Here is a 17,029-nt window from a genome sequence, read left to right on the forward strand (position 1 = left end):
CCGACGCGCGGGCCGCGCGCCGGCTTTCACCCGGAAGGGTCAGTCGGATTCGCCGTTGCGGCGGATCTGTGCGAAGGAGCTCTCCAGCTTCTTCTTCATCCAGGGCGCGAGCGGCACCTCGACCAGCCGGTGCACCAGGTAGGCGGCGACCATCATCGCGGCCAGCACCAGGAAGAAGGTGGGGTACGGGTCCAGGTGGCGGCTGACCCGGGTGATCACCTGGAAGCCGACCTCCTGGTGCAGCAGGTACAGCGGGTAGGTGAGCGAGCCCGCGACGGTCAGCCACTTCCAGCGGACCCAGTTGAACCAGCCCAGCGCCGAGCCGAGCACCAGCAGGAAGGCGACGGTGACGTACGCCATGACCAGGTACCAGGACAGGTGGTGCCGGGTGCCGTACTCGTAGCCGCCGATCACGCCGCGCATCCGGTCCTGGGCCATCAGCCAGCAGTAGACGACCAGCGCCCAGAGCACCATGTTCGGCTTGAAGCGGTACATCAGGTACATCGCGATGCCCGCGATGAAGTACCAGGCGTAGGTGGACTGCACCATGGTCTCGAGGATCGGGAGGTTCACCGAGGGCGAGATGGTGGCGAGGAACGCCCAGACGCCGCAGAACGCGACCACGCGCTTGTAGGTCAGGCCCCAGAGCAGCAGCAGGCCGAACAGCACGTAGAACCGCATCTCGGCCCAGAGCGACCAGTACACCGGGTCGATGTTGCCGACGCCGAGCGGCATGTTGAACATCGTCAGGTTGGTCAGGATGCGGGTCGGCGTCGGGTGGTGGGTGTCGTCGCCCCATATCGTCGGGACCACCATCAGCACGGCCGAGGTGACCAGCACCGCCACCCAGTACGCCGGGTAGAGCCGGACGATGCGCGAGGTGACGAAGTCGCCGATCGAGCGGCCCCAGCAGGACATGCAGATGACGAAGCCGCTGATCAGGAAGAACAGTTGGACGCCCGTCCAGCTGTAGGCGCCGATCAGGTGGCCGAACGGCATCAGCTTCGACGGGGAGCCGTGCCAGACGCCCTGGAAGCGCTCGACGCCGAGCCAGTGCCAGCACAGCACGCCGATCGCGGCGAGCAGCCGCAGACCGTCGAGCACGTAGAGCCGGGGGCGCTTGGCGGGTTTTGCAGGGGCCGCGCTGTCCGCCGTCAACGGGGACAGCGGCTCGTGGCTCGCAACGGTCGAAGACATCGGCGCGCTCTCGCTGTGGAGGGACTGAGGAGGCCGGCCGCCGGGCCCGGATCGGGGCCGCCGCGGTGCCGGTCGGGAGGAAGCCTACCGACACCCCGACGCGGCCCCGCGCCCGGTGACCGGATCGTCGGCACACGGCCGCACCGCGCGGGCCGGGCCCCGGCTGCGACGGTCTAGACCAGGCGGCGGGCGGTGGCCCAGCGGGTCAGCTCGTGCCGGTTGGAGAGCTGCAGCTTGCGCAGCACCGCGGAGACGTGGCTCTCCACCGTCTTGACCGAGATGAACAGCTGCTTGGCGATCTCCTTGTAGGCGTAGCCGCGGGCGATCAGCCGCAGCACCTCGCGCTCGCGCTGGGTGAGCCGGTCGAGGTCCTCGTCCACCGGCGGGGTGTCGGTGGCGGCGAAGGCGTCCAGCACGAAGCCCGCCAGCCGGGGCGAGAACACCGCGTCGCCGTCGGAGATCCGGAAGACCGCGTTGACCAGGTCGGTGCCGGTGATGGTCTTGGTGACGTAGCCGCGGGCGCCGCCGCGGATCACCCCGATCACGTCCTCGGCGGCGTCCGAGACGGACAGCGCGAGGAAGCGCACCCCCTCGACGCCCGCCGAGCGGCGCAGCACCTCGACGCCGCCGCCGCCGGGCAGGTGGACGTCGAGCAGCACCACGTCGGGCCGGGTCTCGGCGACCACCCGGACCGCGGACTCGACGTCGTCGGCCTCGCCGACCACGTCGATGCCGGTCTCCTCGGTGCGCCCGATCTCGGCGCGCACGCCGGTGCGGAACATCCGGTGGTCGTCGACCAGCACCACCCGGGCCCGCCTGCCGGGTGCCGCCTCCTGCGACGCTGCGTCAGTCATCTGCCGCCCTCTCCATCTCCAGCTCGACCTCGGTCCCGCCGTCCGGCGCGGGCCGCACCCGCGCGGTGCCCCCGTTGCGCCGCATCCGGCCGATGATCGATTCGCGTACGCCCATGCGGTCCTCGGGGAGGTCGTCGGGGTCGAAGCCGGGGCCGTGGTCGCGGACGAACACCGACACCGTCCTCCCCTCCACCTCCGCGTAGACCTGGACCGGTCCACCGCCACCGTACTTGGCGGCGTTCACCATGGCTTCCCTGGCGGCCTGCATCTGCGAGGCGACCCGCTCGTCCATCGGGCAGTCGCCGACGCAGACCAGCTCCAGGTGGACGCCGTGCCGGTCCTCGACCTCGGCGACGATCTCGCGCAGCCGCTCGGCCAGGGTGTCGGGGGCGGCCTCGGCGGCGGCCTCCGGGCGGTACAGCCACAGGCGCAGTTCGCGCTCCTGGGCGCGGGCCAGGCGCAGCACCTCCTTGGGGTCCTCGGCCCGGCGCTGGATCAGGGTGAGGGTGTGCAGCACCGAGTCGTGGACGTGCGCGGCGATCTCGGCCCGCTCCTGGGCCCGGATCCGGGCGGTGCGCTCGGCGCCGAGGTCCTGCCACATCCGCAGCATGGACGGGCCGCCGAGCACCAGCACGCCCGCGACCACGGCCAGCGAGGACTCGACGACCAGCGCGACCGGCGAGTCGACGCCCTGGGTGACGAAGTAGCCGATGATGCCGGCCACCACCAGCAGCACCCCGGACAGCACCCGCAGGTAGGCGCCCTTGCGGCTGCCCGGCTCCAGGCCGAACCAGCTCTGCCAGCGCGAGTCGTCGGCCTGCCGCCACACCAGGGCGACGCCGATGCCGACCGCGAGCAGCGGCCACACGTACGGCTCGGCGGTCTGGATGCCGAGCGCGGACAGCAGCGCCATCACGCCGATCACCAGCGCGACCAGGGCGAACAGCTGGCCCACGCTGCCGCCCCGGCCGCGGCCCGCGGCCGGGGCGGGGCTCCGCCCGTCCGCGGCGAGAGCGCCCTCCTCGCCGGCGGGGGCGCCCTCGTCGCCGTGGAAGGTGCGCTCCAGCAGGTCGCGCAGCCGCCCGAAGCGGCCGGGGGCGGCGTCGGCGCGGCGGGCGGGGCGGTCGGCGCCGGGGGCGGCCTGGTTGATGCCCAGCGGCACCACGACCCAGAACGCGGCGTACAGCAGGGCGCCGATGCCCTCGGAGAAGAACAGCACGATGAACGCCAGCCGCACCCACGTCACGGGCACGCCGAGGTGGGTGGCCAGGCCCTGGCAGACGCCGCCGAGGATCCGGCCGTGCGGGCTGCGGTACAGCCGCCGGTAGGGCGGCGCGCCGGCCGGCGGCTCGGTCGGGGCGGGCTCGGTGGTTCTGGTCTCGGGTGCTGCCACGGCACCGATGGTGGCAGGTGGCGGTGGAGCGGCGCATCAGGGTACGGCCCCTGACCTGTCCTCAGGGACAGTTCAGGGTCGCTCCCGGGCCCCGGACGGTTGGGCGGGGCCCGGCGGCCCGGAAGGATGGGGAGCATGACGGACGACCAGACCCCGGCGGACCCCCCGGCCGCCCCCGCCGACGGCCGGCCGGCGCTCACCCGCTCCTCCCGGCACCGGGTGGTGGCGGGCGTGTGCGGCGGCCTGGGCCGCTACCTGGACATCGACCCGGTGGTGTTCCGGGTGGTGATCGCGGTGCTCGGCCTGACCGGCGGGCTCGGCCTGTTCCTGTACGGCCTGGCCTGGCTGGTGGTGCCGCGGGAGGCCGCGGACGGCGAGGGCGGCCGCACCGAGCTGCAGCGGGTGCTGACCGGCCGGGTCGACGGCCAGTCGGTCGGCGCGGTGCTGCTGACGGTGATCGGCACCGGGGTGTTCTTCTCCTCGATGGGCGACGGCGGCCAGCTGTTCCCGCTGCTGCTGCTCGCCGTGCTGGTGTTCCTGGGGCTGCGCTACGACCCGGAGCGGCGGCGGCGCTTCGGCGGCGGCGACGCCCCGCCGGCGCCCCCGCCGCCCGGCCCGCGGGACCGGCTGGAGGAGGCCGGTCCGTTCGCCGACTGGCGGACGTGGGGCGAGTCGGTCGGCCGCGACCTGCGCGGCGAGTGGAAGGTCCGCAGCGCCGAGCTGCACGAGCGGATCCGGGCCTGGCACGAGCAGCAGGCCGCGGGCGGCGCCACCGAGGACCGGCCCGGCGACACCCCGCCGGTCGGCCCGTCCGGCTACCTGTGGGACCCGCGGCACCCGGAGCGCAACCCGTACGGCGGCGCGACGCCGCCGCCCGGGGCGCCCGCCCGGCCGTGGTGGCAGCGCACCGACCTGCCGGAGGGCGACCCGCTGCGCAAGGAGCCCGCGGAGGAGACCCACCGGGAGCGGATGGAGCGCCGGATGGCGGACCACCGCGTCGCGAAGGAGCGGCACCAGGCCGCCGTGGAGCGGCACCGCGAGTGGAAGGCCCGGCGCCGGGCGGAGCGCGGCACCTCGGTGCTGGGGGCGTCGGCGCTGCTGGTCGCGGTCGGCGCGTCCTGGGCGGTCGCGGCGAGCGACCACGGGCAGCACCGCTGGTCGACGGTGCTGGCGGTGGCGCTGCTGCCGCTGGGCCTGGCGATGCTGGTCGGCGCCCGCTGGGGGCGGACCCGCGGGCTGACCCTGCCGGCGCTGCTGCTGACGGCGGGCCTGGTGTTCTCGGCCGGCACCTCGGCGACGGTCGCGGGCTCCACCGGCGACCACCGCTGGACGGTCTCCGCCCCGCAGCAGCTCCAGGAGCACTACACCCTGGCGTTCGGCGACGCGCGGCTCGACCTGTCGGCGCTGGACCCGGCGGGCGGCACCCTGCGCACCGAACTGCGGGTCGGCGCGGGCAGCGCCCGGGTGACCGTGCCGACCGGCGTGGAGCTGCGGCTGAGGATCCACGCCGGGGTGGGCGAGGTGTCCCTGCCGGACGGGCAGGACTTCAACGGCCCCGGCACCGACGAGGACGTGGTGATCGAGGTCCCGGACGGACAGCCGTCCAGGGGCGTACTGGAACTGGCGGTGTCCGTGGGCGCCGGAGACATCAAGGTGGTGCGGTGATGCGGAAGCACCGGTTCGACGTGTACGCGCTGATCGCGGGCGGGCTGTTCACCGCGCTGGCGGTGCTGTACCTGGTGGCCTCGCTGAACGACCGCGAGGTGAACAGCCGCTTCGTGCTCCCGCTGGTGTGCATCGTGCTCGGCGGCGGCGGCCTGGCGGGCGCCCTGGTGGCGGCGTCCCGGCGCGGCCGGGGCGGCGCCCGGGACGACGACCACACCCTGGACTGACGGGGCCTACGACTGCTGGGGGCCGAGCTCCAGCCGGTCGCCGTTCCTGGTGACGGCGTACGTGGGAAGCGGCTGCACGGCCGGGCCGGTGATCACCGCGCCGGTGGCGGCGTCGAACCTGGAGCCGTGGCAGGGGCAGTACAGCTGGCCGTCCTTGGGCGGGTTGACCGCGCAGCCGGAGTGGGTGCAGACCGAGGACAGGCCCGCGTACTGCCCGGCGGCGGGCTGGACGATGTAGACCGCGTCGCCGCTGGCCGGGTCCTTGACGGCGGCGGAGCCGCCGACCGGGACCTGCGCGGCGGGCACCGAGGGGCCGGGCTGCGGGACGGGGCTGGTGGCGCCGGCGCCCGCCGCGGCGGGCGCCTCGTCCCGGCCGAAGCCGGCGGTGAGCGACCCGGCGAGCAGCCCGGCGCCGCCGAGCGCGACGGCCGCGATGCCGCCGTCGAGCAGGGCGCGGCGGCGCACCGCGTCCTCGGCGAGGCCGCGGGCCCGGTCGCGGGCGGCCCGGGCGGCGAGGTAACCGTCGACCGACAGGTGCGGGGTGCCGGCCAGCAGCAGCGGCGTCCAGGCCATCAGGTAGGCCAGGTCGTTGCCGAGGTAGTACGGGGTGGTGTGGAAGCTGACGGTCAGCCAGAGCGAGGCGGACAGCAGCGCGCCGCCGAGCGCCGCGACCCGGCCCCACAGGCCGAGCAGGGTGCCCAGGCCGACGGCGAGCTCGCCGAAGGCGACCAGCAGGCCGAAGAAGGTCGGCGCGTGCAGCGCGGGGCCGAGCGCCCAGCCGATCGGGCTGCTGCCCTCGGCGGCCTTCGTCTGGGCGTAGAAGGAGGCGGGGTCGCCCGCCCCGGCCAGGTAGTGCGCGTCGGAGAGCTTGTCGAAGGCGGCGTAGGCGAAGGTCACCCCCAGGAACAGCCGCAGCGGCAGCAGCGCGGTGCGCGACCCCAGGGCCTTCCACTCGGTGATCCTGGCGCCCGCCGTACTGCCCGCCGCGTTGCCCGTTCCCGTCGCCATCCTCGCCGCCCTCTCGCTCGCCGCCTGCCGTCCGCCGACGGATGCCGACCGGACCGGGTCCGATTGTGCCCGGTGCCCTTCCCACACGGCCGCGCCGCCACTCCCCTGGCGCGGGAAGCGGCGGCGCGGTCACACGGTTGCCGGTGGGATCACTCCCACTCGATGGTGCCCGGCGGCTTGGAGGTGACGTCCAGGACGACCCGGTTCACGTCCTTGACCTCGTTGGTGATCCGGGTGGAGATCTTCGCCAGCACCTCGTAGGGCAGGCGCGACCAGTCCGCGGTCATGGCGTCCTCGGAGGAGACCGGGCGCAGCACGATCGGGTGGCCGTAGGTGCGGCCGTCGCCCTGGACGCCGACCGAGCGGACGTCGGCCAGCAGCACGACCGGGCACTGCCAGATCTGGGCGTCCAGACCGGCCAGGGTCAGCTCCTCGCGGGCGATGGCGTCGGCCTCGCGGAGCAGGTCGAGGCGCTCCTTGGTGACCTCGCCGACGATCCGGATGCCGAGGCCCGGGCCGGGGAAGGGCTGGCGCTGGACGATCTCGGCGGGCAGGCCGAGCTCCTGGCCGACCATCCGGACCTCGTCCTTGAACAGCTTGCGCAGCGGCTCGACGAGCTGGAACTCCAGGTCCTCGGGGAGGCCGCCGACGTTGTGGTGGGACTTGATGTTGGCGGTGCCGGTGCCGCCGCCGGACTCCACCACGTCCGGGTACAGGGTGCCCTGGACCAGGAACTCCACGGCCGGGCCCTCGTCGGCGACGATCTCGGCCTGGGCCTGCTCGAAGACCCGGATGAACTCGCGGCCGATGATCTTGCGCTTCTGCTCGGGGTCGCTGACGCCCGCCAGCGCGGTCAGGAAGCGCTCCTCGGCGTCGACCACGACCAGCTTGACACCGGTGGCCGCGACGAAGTCCTTCTCGACCTGCTCGGTCTCGCCCTTGCGCATCAGGCCGTGGTCGACGTACACGCAGGTCAGCCGGTCGCCGATGGCGCGGGCCACCAGCGCGGCGGCGACCGCGGAGTCCACGCCGCCGGACAGGCCGCAGACGGCGCGCTTGTCGCCGACCTGCTCGCGGATCAGCGCGACCTGCTCCTCGACCACGTTGGTGGTGGTCCAGTTCGGGGCGATGCCAGCGCCGCGGTACAGGAAGTGCTCCAGCACCTGCTGGCCGTGCTCGGAGTGCATCACCTCGGGGTGGTACTGCACGCCGTACAGCTTGCGCTCGTCGTCCTCGAAGGCGGCGACCGGCACCACGTCGGTGGAGGCGGTGACGGTGAAGCCCGCCGGGGCGGCCGAGCAGGCGTCGCCGTGCGACATCCACACCGACTGCTGGGCCGGGGTGCCCTCGAACAGGGTGGAGCCGGGGCGGGAGACGGTCAGCGGGGTGCGGCCGTACTCGCGGGCGCCGCTGTTGTCGACGGTGCCGCCGAGGGCCTTGGCCATCAGCTGGAAGCCGTAGCACATGCCGAAGACCGGGACGCCGGCCTCGAAGAGCGCGCCGTCGAGCTGCGGGGCGCCCTCCTCGTACACCGACGACGGGCCGCCGGAGAGGATGATCGCCCGCGGGTTCTTGGCGAGCATCTCGGCGACCGGCATGGTGCTCGGCACGATCTCGCTGTAGACCCGCGCCTCACGCACCCGACGGGCGATGAGCTGGGCGTACTGGGCACCGAAGTCGACGACCAGGACGGTGTCGTTCTCGGGTGCGGACTGGACGGGGGAATCAGCGGACACAGACGGCCTTCCGGCGGGCGGTACAAGGGGGTGTCGCCCCCGAGTCTACCGGGACGCTTTCACCCGACTGCCCGCGCCGCCGCCCGTGACCGCGCGGGCGGGCGAATCGTTGCACCTGGAGACCGTGCGGATACGTCGGCGCCCTCCAGGTGCGGGCGGCACCGCGCGGCGGAACCACGCGTGGATCATCTCCGGTCCACCGGGTGCGCGTGGCGGGCACGGGCCCGCCGTGGGACCGCGCCCCGGTGCCGCGGTCGGGTCAGCAGGGGACAGCTACCCCGTCCGCGACCGGGCGGACCCGGGGTGCGGCGGCCGGTACCGGTGCCGGCCGCCGCACCTCAGTCAGCCGCCCGCTCCGGCGTACGCCCCGGTACGCCCAGCAAGCGCTTATCACGGACGGTGACCGCCTTTCGGCGGCCGGGCCGGTGCTTCCCCGCGCCGTGGCCGGTTCCGGCCGCACCTCTCATTTACGCCGAATCGGTTGCACGGCAAGGCCCTCGTCCAGGACGATGCTGGGAGGCGGGATGCTCACCGTGCACCCGCCGCCGTGGAGAGCCCGTTCGCACGGGCGGCTCCTGTTTCACGCTCCGTGAGGCCCATCCGGCCCCGGTGCGTGTCCGTGACCATCCTTCCGCGACGGCGCTCCTCCCCCGGCGCCGTCACCCAGCACCGGCGCGGCCCTGACGCCGAGTGCTGCGACAAAGGGCCCCGTTCCCCCGCGGGGCCCTTTGCCCTTTCCCGGGGCCGGGGCTCCCGTCAGCCCGCCGCGGGGCGGCGGAACGCGGCGTGCGGGTCCTCGTCCGTGCCGGGCGCGGCCGCGGGGGCGGGCGGCTGCTCGTCGACGACCAGCTCGACCGAGCCGTACGGGACCTTCTCCAGCAGGTCCGCGCCACCGGCCTGGCCGGGCAGCACGGGCCGGACGGGCGGCAGCGCGCCGGGCTGCGGCGGCACGGCGGGCACCGGCGGCACGGCCGGGCGCGGCGGGACCAGCGGGACGCGGGTGCGGCGCAGCGCGTCGAGCGCGGCGGGCACCACCAGGGCGCCGAACGCGCCCCAGCAGAGCGCGGAGACCAGCACCGAGGCCACCGACCAGCCGGTCAGGTCCATGGTGTTGGTGAACTCCTTGCCGCTCGGGCTGGTGCTGGAGTTGTCGTACCAGGACGAGGTGCCGAGCAGCAGCGCGGCGGTCAGCACCGCGTACAGGCCCGCGAGCACCGCCCGGTCCCGGTGGACGAGGCGGCCGCGGTGCGCGGACCAGCCGAGCGCCAGCGCGGCGGCCAGCACCGGGAGGACCGCGAACCACCAGCCGGAGCTGTGCTCGTTCAGGTCGAACAGCGAGAAGGCGGACGGGTGGAGCCCGAAGGCCCCCGTGCCCAGGGCGCTCGCGCCGCTGCCGACGCCGTAGAGGTGCAGGCCGTCGTTGGTGACCATGCCCAGCGGGCCGGAGCCCTGCTCCGGGAACACCTCGTCCGAGGAGAGCCGCACCACCAGCGCGACCGCGGTGAGCAGCACCAGCAGGCCGCCGATCACCCGGAAGGCGTGCTGCCAGGCGAGCAGCAGGCTGCCCAGCCAGCCGCGCCGGGCGGCCTCCGCGCGCAGGGCGGCGGCGCCGTCGACGGCCAGCACCAGGACGGCCGCGGCCAGCGCCGCGGAGACGGTGAGCGGCAGCAGCGAGGTGCCGGACTGCAGGGTCATCGACAGGTCGTCGTCCTCGCCGAGGCCGCTGCCGAGGCTCGATTCGTGCCCGGCCAGCCAGCCCAGCAGCAGCGCGACCGCGCCCGACAGCGCGCCGGTGCGCAGTGCCTGGAGGGCGGCGGCGGGGGCGGCGGGCTCGGCGGCGCCGACCCGGCGGCGGGCCCGGCCGGCCAGGTGCAGGCCGGCCCAGAGCAGCAGCAGCCAGCCGAAGGTGACCAGGTACATCACCAGGTGGGTGGTGCTGGTGGAGGCCGAGTCCCCGCTGTCGGCGAACGTCGAGCCCACGGTGGAGTGCACCCGGGAGGTCAGCGGCGCGCCGAAGGCGGTGAGGACGAGCGTCAGCCAGGTCTGGAAGCCCTCGGTGGACCAGCCGAGGCGGGCCGCCGCGGCGTCGCTGCCGTCCTGGCCGGCCGCGCCGATCACGGCGGCCAGGACCAGCAGCGCGGTCGGGGCGATCAGCACCCGGCCCGCGGTCAGCCAGCCGCGGGAGAGCAGCGGCGTCTCCCGGGTGTGGTGCACCTGGCCGGCGCCCCACGGGGAGGGGCCGGTGCCCGCGGAGGCCGCACCCTCGATCACGTCCCCGATCGCGGGCGCGGAGAGCGGCCTGCCGCAGTTGGCGCAGGTCGCCGCGGGGTCGGCCGAGGCCGCTCCGCAGGACGGGCAGATGGGCATGGTGGGTCCCCCCGGGGTGCTTCGTGCGATGAGGGCCCGTTTATCCCACCGGGGGTAAAGGAATGTCAATCTCCTTCTGCGGTCCGGCGGGGCACCTCGGGGACGGCCAGCAGCGGCAGCCGCAGCGCGCCGAACGCGCCGTCGGGGACGGCGGGCCGCCGGGGCGCGACGGGCGCGACCGGCCGGTAGGCGGTGCCGGGTTCGGGGCGCGGGTCGGCCTCGCCGCGGTTGGGCCACATCGACATGGCGCGCTCGGCCTGCGCGGTGATGGTGAGCGAGGGGTTGACGCCCAGGTTGGCGGAGACCGCGGAGCCGTCGACCACGCTGATCCCGGGGTGCCCGTACAGCCGGTGGTAGGGGTCGACGACGCCGGTGTCGGCGCTGTCGCCGATCGGGCAGCCGCCGAGGAAGTGCGCGGTCAGCGGGATGTCGAAGACCTCGCCCGCGGTGGAGCCGGGGAAGCCGTTGATGGAGGCGGCGAGCGCCCGGGCGCCCTCCTCGGCGGCCGGGATCCAGCTCGGGTTGGGCGCGCCGTGGCCCTGGCGGGAGGTGAGCTTCCCGTTCTTCAGCGAGACGGTCAGCGAGTTGTCCAGGGACTGCATGACCAGGCCGATGATCGTCTTCTCCGACCAGCGGTGCTGGTTCATCGACTGGACGAAGATCCACGGGTGCCGGGCCGCGGTGCCCAGGTAGCGCAGCCAGCGCGGCCCGCGCCCGGCGCCGCTGACCTGCTGGATCGAGAGCGCGCCCATCGCGTTGGAGCCCCGCCCGTAGCGGACCGGCTCGATGTGGGTGTTCTCGTCGGGGTGCACCGAGGAGGTGATGGCCACGCCGCGGGTGAAGTCGGGGCGCTCCCCGTAGCGCCGGGTGGAGGTCTGCGCGCCCACCAGCGCCTCGGAGTTGGTGCGGGTGAGGTGGCCGAGCCGGGCGGAGATCCCGGGCAGCAGCCCGCCCTCGCGCATCCGGTGCAGCAGCGTCTGGGTGCCGTACGTGCCCGCCGCGACGACGACCCGTTCGGCGGTGACCGTGCGCGCCCCGGCCCGCCGCGCCCGCCGGGTGCGGGCGTCGGTGGGCAGCACGTCGACCGCGTAGCCGTCGCCGTGCGGGCGCAGCCGCTTCACGGTGGTCATCGGCAGGATCTCGGCGCCGGCCCGCTCGGCCAGGTACAGGTAGTTCTCGGTGAGGGTGTTCTTGGCGCCGTGCCGGCAGCCGGTCATGCACTCCCCGCACTCGGTGCAGGCCCGGCGCCTGGGCCCGGCGCCGCCGAAGTACGGGTCGTCGACCTCGCCGCCGGGCGCGGCCCTCGCCTCGCCGGTGCCGTCCTGCCCGTCGCCGAAGAACACCCCGACGGGCGCCAGGTGGAAGGTGTCGCCGCAGCCCATCGCCTCAGCGGCGGCCTTCAGGTGCACGTCGGAGGGCGTCATGGTGGGGTTGAGCCGCACCCCGAGCATCCGCTGCGCCTGGTCGTAGAACGGGGCGAGCTCGGCCCGCCAGTCGGTGATGTGCCGCCACTGCCGGTCCTCGAAGAACGCCTTCGGCGGGACGTACAGCGTGTTGGCGTAGTTCAGCGAGCCGCCGCCGACCCCCGCCCCGGCCAGGATCAGCACGTTGCGCAGCAGGTGGATGCGCTGGATGCCGTAGCGGCCGAGGGCGGGTGCCCACAGGTAGTCGCGCAGGTTCCAGGAGGTGCTGGGCAGCTCCTCCCGGCGGAACCTGCGCCCGGCCTCCAGGACGGCGACCTTGTAGCCCTTCTCGGTGAGCCGCAGGGCCGCGACCGAGCCCCCGAAGCCCGAACCGACCACCACGACGTCGTAGTCGTACGCCACTGCCACCCCTCCCGGGAACGCTTACTTCAGTCGGAACGCCTTCATGGCCCGCAGCCCGGCGGTGAAGAACTCGGCGAACTTCCGGTCGTCCATGCCCATCGACGGGCCGATCGGCAGCAGCCGCTGCACGGCGACGGTCTGCGCCTCGGTGTAGCGCAGGATGCCCTCGGCGCCGTGCCGCCGGCCCAGCCCGGAGTCGCCCATGCCGCCCATCGGCGAGGCCACCGAGCCGTACGCGGCGGCGTACGCCTCGTTGACGTTGACGGTGCCGGTGCGCAGCCGGGCGGCGACCCGGCGGCCGCGGGCGGTGTCCTTGGTCCAGACGCTGGAGTTCAGGCCGTACGGGGTGGAGTTGGCGGCGGTGACGGCCTCGTCCTCGGTGTCGAAGCGGTAGACCGAGACGACCGGGCCGAAGGTCTCCTCGGCGCAGACCGCCATGTCGGGGGTGACGCCGTCCAGGATGGTCGGCTCGTGGAACAGCGGGCCCAGGTCGGGCCGGGCCCGGCCGCCGGCCAGCACCTTCGCGCCGGCCTTGACGGCCTCCTCGACGTGCCGGGTGACGGTCTCCAGCTGGCGGGCGGAGACCAGCGAGCCCATGTCGGCGCCGTAGGCGAGGCCGCCGCCGAGGCGCAGCGCGGCCGTCCGCTCGGCGAACTTCGCCAGGAAGGCGTCGGCGACCGAGCGGTGCACGTAGAGCCGCTCGATGGAGATGCACAGCTGGCCGGCCGAGGAGAAGCAGGCCCGGACGGCGCCCGCGGCGGCCCGGTCCAGGTCGGCGTCGGCGAGCACCAGCATGGCGTTCTTGCCGCCGAGTTCCAGCGAGGCGCCGACCAGCCGCTCGGCGGCCCGCCGGGCGACGTCCCGGCCGGTGCGGGTGGAGCCGGTGAACGCGACGTAGTCGGCGCGCTCGACCACCTGCGGGCCGACCACCGGACCGTCGCCGAGGACGATCTGCCAGCCCTGCGGGGGCAGCCCGGCCTCGACGAACAGCTCGCGGGCCCACAGCGCGGTCAGCGCGGTCTGGGTGTCCGGCTTGTTGACCACCGCGTTGCCCGCGACCAGGGCGGGCAGCGCGTCGCCGACGGACAGCTCCAGCGGGTAGTTCCAGGGCGAGATCTGCCCGACCACGCCCTTGGGGCGGCGGGCCTCCACCGCGCTGGTCAGACCGGGCACGGCGCCGCCGCGGCGGCGGTCCCGCAGGTAGGAGTGGGCGGCGCGGCCGTAGTGCCGGGCCGCCGAGGCGACGGCCATCACCTCTTCGAAGGCGTGCAGCCGGGCCTTGCCGGTCTCCGCCTGGATCAGGTCCAGCACCTCGTCCTGCCGCTTCAGCAGCAGGTCGTGGAAGCGCAGCAGGACGCCCGCCCGGTGCCGCACCGACAGCGCGGACCAGGCGGGCTGGGCCCGCCTGGCCTGCTCGAACGCCCGCTCCACGTCCTGCTCCGAGGACAGCGGCAGGTCGGCCAGCGCCTCGCCGGTCAGCGGCGCGAAGGTCTGCGTGCGCTGCCCGCCGGACGCGGTGACGCCCTTGGCCAGCCGGGCGACCAGCGCCGCCGGGACCGCCGAGGCGACGCCGCGCGCCGCACCCTTCGCCGCAGGATTGCGCCGGACCTGGCTCGTGCTCTCCGTCATGCGGGCAGCCTAGGCCCTGGACCCCGACTTGTGTACCCGCCGGTAACACCAAAAGGCGGAACGCGCCGCTCCGGACGGGAGGCCTCAGGAGGTCGGGGTGAAGTTGTTCAGCACCGTGGTGAACTGCCGCAGGCTCTCCAGCCAGTCCTTCTCCGGCCCGGACACGTACACCATGTACGCCGTCCCGTCCGCGCGCCGGAACTCGACCTCCTTGGCGTGCCGCCGGGCGTCCTTGGCACCGAAGCTGAACTCCCACACCGCGCCCTCCTCGCCCTTGATCTTGGCGATGGCGAGGCTGGTGCGCTGGTAGTCCTTCAGGCTCTTGCTGAGCGTGGCTTCCATCTGCAGGAAGTGCTCCTGCGGGGAGAGCGGCTGGCCGACCGTGACCGCGAACAGCAGGAAGTGCTCCTGGTCGTCCGGCGTGTAGTAGATCTGGCCGCCGCTCTTCTCGGTGCGCACCCAGTCCCCGTTGGTGGGCAGCAGGAAGCGGAACCCGGCCGGGTCGTCCCGCCAGGCGTACCCGGCGGGCGCGGGCGCGCCGCTGGGCAGCGGGCTCTCGGAGGGCAGCGGGTCGCCCGCGCCGGACGTGCCGGACGCGACCGGGCTCGGCGTGACGGGCGAGCCGCTGCGGTGCTGCTGGACGTAGTACGCGCCCCCGCCCGCACCGGCCAGCAGCAGCACGCCGACCACCGACCACAGCACCGCCCGCCCGCGCCGCCGCCGGGGAGCCGCGGGCACCGCGGGCGGTGCCGCCGCGTCGGGCTGCGCCGGGGCCGGGACGGGCTCGGTGGCCGGTTCGGCGTCCGGCGCGGGGGCGGCGGGCTCCGCGGTCCGGTCGACGACCGGGACGAGCTGGGTGGGCAGCCGGGGGCCGACCGCCTGCTCGGGCACCCGGATGCTGACGGTGTGCCCGTCGGCGACCTCCCGCAGCAGCCGTCCGGCCTCGTCGGCGCCGGGCCGCTCGGCCGGGTCCTTGGCCATCAGCGCGGCCAGCACCGGCCCGAGCCCGGCGGCCCGGCGCGGCTCGGGCAGCGGCTCGTCGACGACGGCGGTGAGCGTGCTGAGCGGGTTGTCGCGGCGGAACGGCGACTGGCCCTCCACCGCGTGGTACAGCGTCGCGCCGAGCGCCCACAGGTCGGAGGCCGGCCCGGGACGCTGGCCCTGGGCCCGCTCCGGGGCCAGGTAGTCGGGCGAGCCGACCAGGTCGCCGGGGCGGGTGATGTCCATCGCGCCCTCGAACTTGGCGATGCCGAAGTCGAGCAGCACGACCCGCCCGGTGCCGTGCTCCAGCAGCACGTTGGCCGGCTTGACGTCGCGGTGCAGCACCCCCAGCTGGTGGCCGCGGTGCAGGGCGGCGAGCACCTGGAGGCCGACGTCGGCGGCCTCCCGGGGCGTCAGCGTGCCGTCCTGGGTGATGACGTCGGACAGCGCGCGGCCGTCCACCAGCTCCATCACGATCCACGGCCGGCCGTCCTGCTCCAGCACGTCGTGGATGGTGATCACGCCCGGGTGCTTGATCCGGGCGGCGGCCCGGGCCTCGCGCTTCATCCGGGACTGGAGCATCTCCAGGTCCTCCTCGGAGAGGTGGCTGACCGTCAGTTCCTTGACGGCCACCTCCCGGTCCAGCATCTCGTCCCTGGCGCGCCAGACGGTCCCCATCCCGCCGCGCCCCAGACGCTCGCCGAGCGCGTACCGCCCGGCCAGCAGACGGCTGGTCGACTGGTCCTGTGCGCCCATGGGCCGTCCCCCCTTCGCTCCCCCACCGCCGGTCGGACGGGGTCCTGGCAGACCGTGTGCCTGCTCGCACCGACGGTTCAGGAGGCCAGCCTAGGCTGCGCGGCGCCCCCCGGGAATCGCGCCCCGGCTACGCGTCGCACCGTGACCGGGTGCTCTCAGCCTGCGACGGCGACGATCCCGGCGAGCGCCGCGACCAGCAGCACCAGCACGCCCCCCAGGATCAGCGGCCCGAGCAGCCTCGGCGCCACCCGCGGCTGCCGCACCGGTCCCTGACGCTCCGTCCCCCGCGCGGCCGCCCGCTCCCGCCGCCCGCCGCGCGGGCGCGGCACCAGCGGACCGGCCGGCGGCCGGGGCACCGGCAGCAGCGGCTCGGGCGGGCCGTCCGGGCCCGGTTCGGGTGCGAACACCAGCAGGTCGCGCAGCTCCCGCTGGACGGCGACCGCGTCCGGCCGGGCCGCGGCGTCCGGCTGCAACAGCCGCTCGACCAGCGGCTGCAGCGGGCCGCAGCCGTCCGCGGGGTGGTGCCGACCGTCCCGGACGGCCGCCAGCAGCGTCGGCAGGTCGGCCTCCGGGTACGGGCCGCGGCCGGTCAGCAGCCGGTACAGCAGCACGCCCAGCGCCCAGGTGTCCGCGGGGGCGCCCGGGTCGATCGCCCAGCGCTCGGCGAGCGGACCGAGCATCAGCGCCCGGGTGTCGTACACCCGGCGCGGCACCTCGCCGCCCAGCGCCGCGCACAGCTCCTCCTCGGCGGCGCCCAGCAGCAGCCCGCCGAGCATCGCCGCGCCGTCCTCGCAGACCAGCACCGTGCGCAGGGTCAGGTTCCCGTGCGTCAGACCGTCCTCGTGCAGGGAGCGCAGCGCGCCCGCCAGGTCCGCCCCGATCTCCGCGACCCGGTACGGCGGGACCGGCCCGCTTCCCACCAGCCGCTCCAGCGGCACCCCCGGCACCGCCTCCTCGGCGACCCACAGCACCTCGTCCTCGGGCCCGGCCGCGAGCCCGCGCAGCAGCCGCGGGTGCGCCCCGGCCGCCGCCGCGACCTGCGCGACCCGCGCCGTCACCCGCGGCCCGTACGACGGGGCGGGCGCCCCCAACGGGTGCCCCGGCACCAGCAGTTCGGGCAGCTCCAACCCGAAAAGCCGCACCCGCGCCCCGCCGTGGACGTCCACCGCGAGCACCCCGGCCTCGTCCTCCGGACGGTCCGTCACCCGGTACCGCCCGGCCACCACTTGCCCCGGCTCCGCTCGCATGCCTGTTCCTCACGCCGTAGTCCCGCCAGCGTACGGCTCCCGCCTGCCCCCGCCACCGCCCGGTACGCGCTTTCCCCTCCACCACCGGAAGCCGCCCCTCCACCCCGCCACCCCCACCCACCCGCGCCGGAGCCGCCCCCGAC

General features: G+C 75.1%; 12 protein-coding genes. 2 read left to right on the plus strand and 10 right to left on the minus strand.

Annotated elements, in window-relative coordinates; all coding sequences use genetic code 11:
- Positions 1–39: 39 nt before the first annotated feature.
- The 3 genes from OO57_RS31225 to OO57_RS31235 form a co-directional block, all read right to left on the minus strand.
- Positions 40–1,197, minus strand: a complete 1,158-nt coding sequence (locus OO57_RS31225; RefSeq protein ID WP_063737678.1) for an acyltransferase family protein — start codon at positions 1,195–1,197, stop codon at positions 40–42.
- A 173-nt stretch (positions 1,198–1,370) separates the two neighbouring features.
- Positions 1,371–2,051: a LuxR C-terminal-related transcriptional regulator gene (locus OO57_RS31230; protein ID WP_033256097.1), complete on the minus strand. Its 681-nt coding sequence runs from the start codon at positions 2,049–2,051 to the stop codon at positions 1,371–1,373.
- Positions 2,044–3,444 carry an ATP-binding protein gene (locus OO57_RS31235; RefSeq protein ID WP_033256098.1) on the minus strand — a complete coding sequence of 467 codons (1,401 nt, stop codon included), beginning with the start codon at positions 3,442–3,444 and terminating at the stop codon, positions 2,044–2,046. Before OO57_RS31235 ends, OO57_RS31230 begins: the two co-directional genes overlap by 8 nt.
- 135 nt (positions 3,445–3,579) lie before the next feature.
- On the opposite strand from OO57_RS31235, the gene OO57_RS38720 reads away from it, so the two are divergent.
- On the plus strand, positions 3,580–5,109 hold the full coding sequence (locus OO57_RS38720; protein ID WP_035790312.1) for a PspC domain-containing protein: 1,530 nt from the start codon (positions 3,580–3,582) through the stop codon (positions 5,107–5,109).
- Entirely contained in the window at positions 5,109–5,336 is a 228-nt protein-coding gene (locus tag OO57_RS31245) for a hypothetical protein (protein ID WP_033256099.1), read from the plus strand. Before OO57_RS38720 ends, OO57_RS31245 begins: the two co-directional genes overlap by 1 nt.
- Before the next feature lie 6 nt (positions 5,337–5,342).
- Here the strand turns inward: OO57_RS31245 and OO57_RS47255 are convergent, their stop codons facing one another.
- From OO57_RS47255 to OO57_RS38725, 7 genes are all read right to left on the minus strand, one after another.
- Positions 5,343–6,344, minus strand: coding sequence for a ubiquinol-cytochrome c reductase iron-sulfur subunit (locus OO57_RS47255; protein WP_063737679.1), 1,002 nt, complete (start codon positions 6,342–6,344; stop codon positions 5,343–5,345).
- Between the two features lie 149 nt (positions 6,345–6,493).
- On the minus strand, positions 6,494–8,080 hold the full coding sequence (gene guaA / locus OO57_RS31255) for a glutamine-hydrolyzing GMP synthase (protein ID WP_033256100.1): 1,587 nt from the start codon (positions 8,078–8,080) through the stop codon (positions 6,494–6,496).
- A gap of 756 nt (positions 8,081–8,836) precedes the next feature.
- Positions 8,837–10,447, minus strand: a complete 1,611-nt coding sequence (locus tag OO57_RS31260) for a zinc ribbon domain-containing protein (protein ID WP_033256101.1) — start codon at positions 10,445–10,447, stop codon at positions 8,837–8,839.
- Between the two features lie 65 nt (positions 10,448–10,512).
- Positions 10,513–12,273: a GMC family oxidoreductase gene (locus OO57_RS31265; RefSeq protein WP_051778477.1), complete on the minus strand. Its 1,761-nt coding sequence runs from the start codon at positions 12,271–12,273 to the stop codon at positions 10,513–10,515.
- 21 nt (positions 12,274–12,294) lie between these two features.
- Complete coding sequence (locus OO57_RS31270; protein ID WP_033256103.1) at positions 12,295–13,902, minus strand: succinic semialdehyde dehydrogenase; 1,608 nt, start codon at positions 13,900–13,902, stop codon at positions 12,295–12,297.
- An 84-nt stretch (positions 13,903–13,986) separates the two neighbouring features.
- Complete coding sequence (locus OO57_RS31275; protein ID WP_051778478.1) at positions 13,987–15,639, minus strand: serine/threonine-protein kinase; 1,653 nt, start codon at positions 15,637–15,639, stop codon at positions 13,987–13,989.
- A gap of 155 nt (positions 15,640–15,794) precedes the next feature.
- Complete coding sequence (locus tag OO57_RS38725; protein WP_106974155.1) at positions 15,795–16,886, minus strand: protein kinase; 1,092 nt, start codon at positions 16,884–16,886, stop codon at positions 15,795–15,797.
- Positions 16,887–17,029 lie beyond the last annotated feature (143 nt).

This window comes from Kitasatospora phosalacinea (assembly GCF_000717185.1).
GTDB lineage: Bacteria > Actinomycetota > Actinomycetes > Streptomycetales > Streptomycetaceae > Kitasatospora > Kitasatospora phosalacinea_A.

Excerpts from the sequence above, each read along its gene's own strand:
- OO57_RS31225 (WP_063737678.1), bottom strand. The coding sequence starts at position 1,197 with ATGTCTTCGACCGTTGCGAGCCACGAGCCGCTGTCCCCGTTGACGGCG.
- OO57_RS31230 (WP_033256097.1), bottom strand. The coding sequence starts at position 2,051 with ATGACTGACGCAGCGTCGCAGGAGGCGGCACCCGGCAGGCGGGCCCGG.
- OO57_RS38720 (WP_035790312.1), top strand. The coding sequence starts at position 3,580 with ATGACGGACGACCAGACCCCGGCGGACCCCCCGGCCGCCCCCGCCGAC.
- OO57_RS31245 (WP_033256099.1), top strand. The coding sequence starts at position 5,109 with ATGCGGAAGCACCGGTTCGACGTGTACGCGCTGATCGCGGGCGGGCTG.
- OO57_RS47255 (WP_063737679.1), bottom strand. The coding sequence starts at position 6,344 with ATGGCGACGGGAACGGGCAACGCGGCGGGCAGTACGGCGGGCGCCAGG.
- OO57_RS31260 (WP_033256101.1), bottom strand. The coding sequence starts at position 10,447 with ATGCCCATCTGCCCGTCCTGCGGAGCGGCCTCGGCCGACCCCGCGGCG.
- OO57_RS31270 (WP_033256103.1), bottom strand. The coding sequence starts at position 13,902 with ATGACGGAGAGCACGAGCCAGGTCCGGCGCAATCCTGCGGCGAAGGGT.
- OO57_RS31275 (WP_051778478.1), bottom strand. The coding sequence starts at position 15,639 with ATGGGCGCACAGGACCAGTCGACCAGCCGTCTGCTGGCCGGGCGGTAC.
- OO57_RS38725 (WP_106974155.1), bottom strand. The coding sequence starts at position 16,886 with ATGCGAGCGGAGCCGGGGCAAGTGGTGGCCGGGCGGTACCGGGTGACG.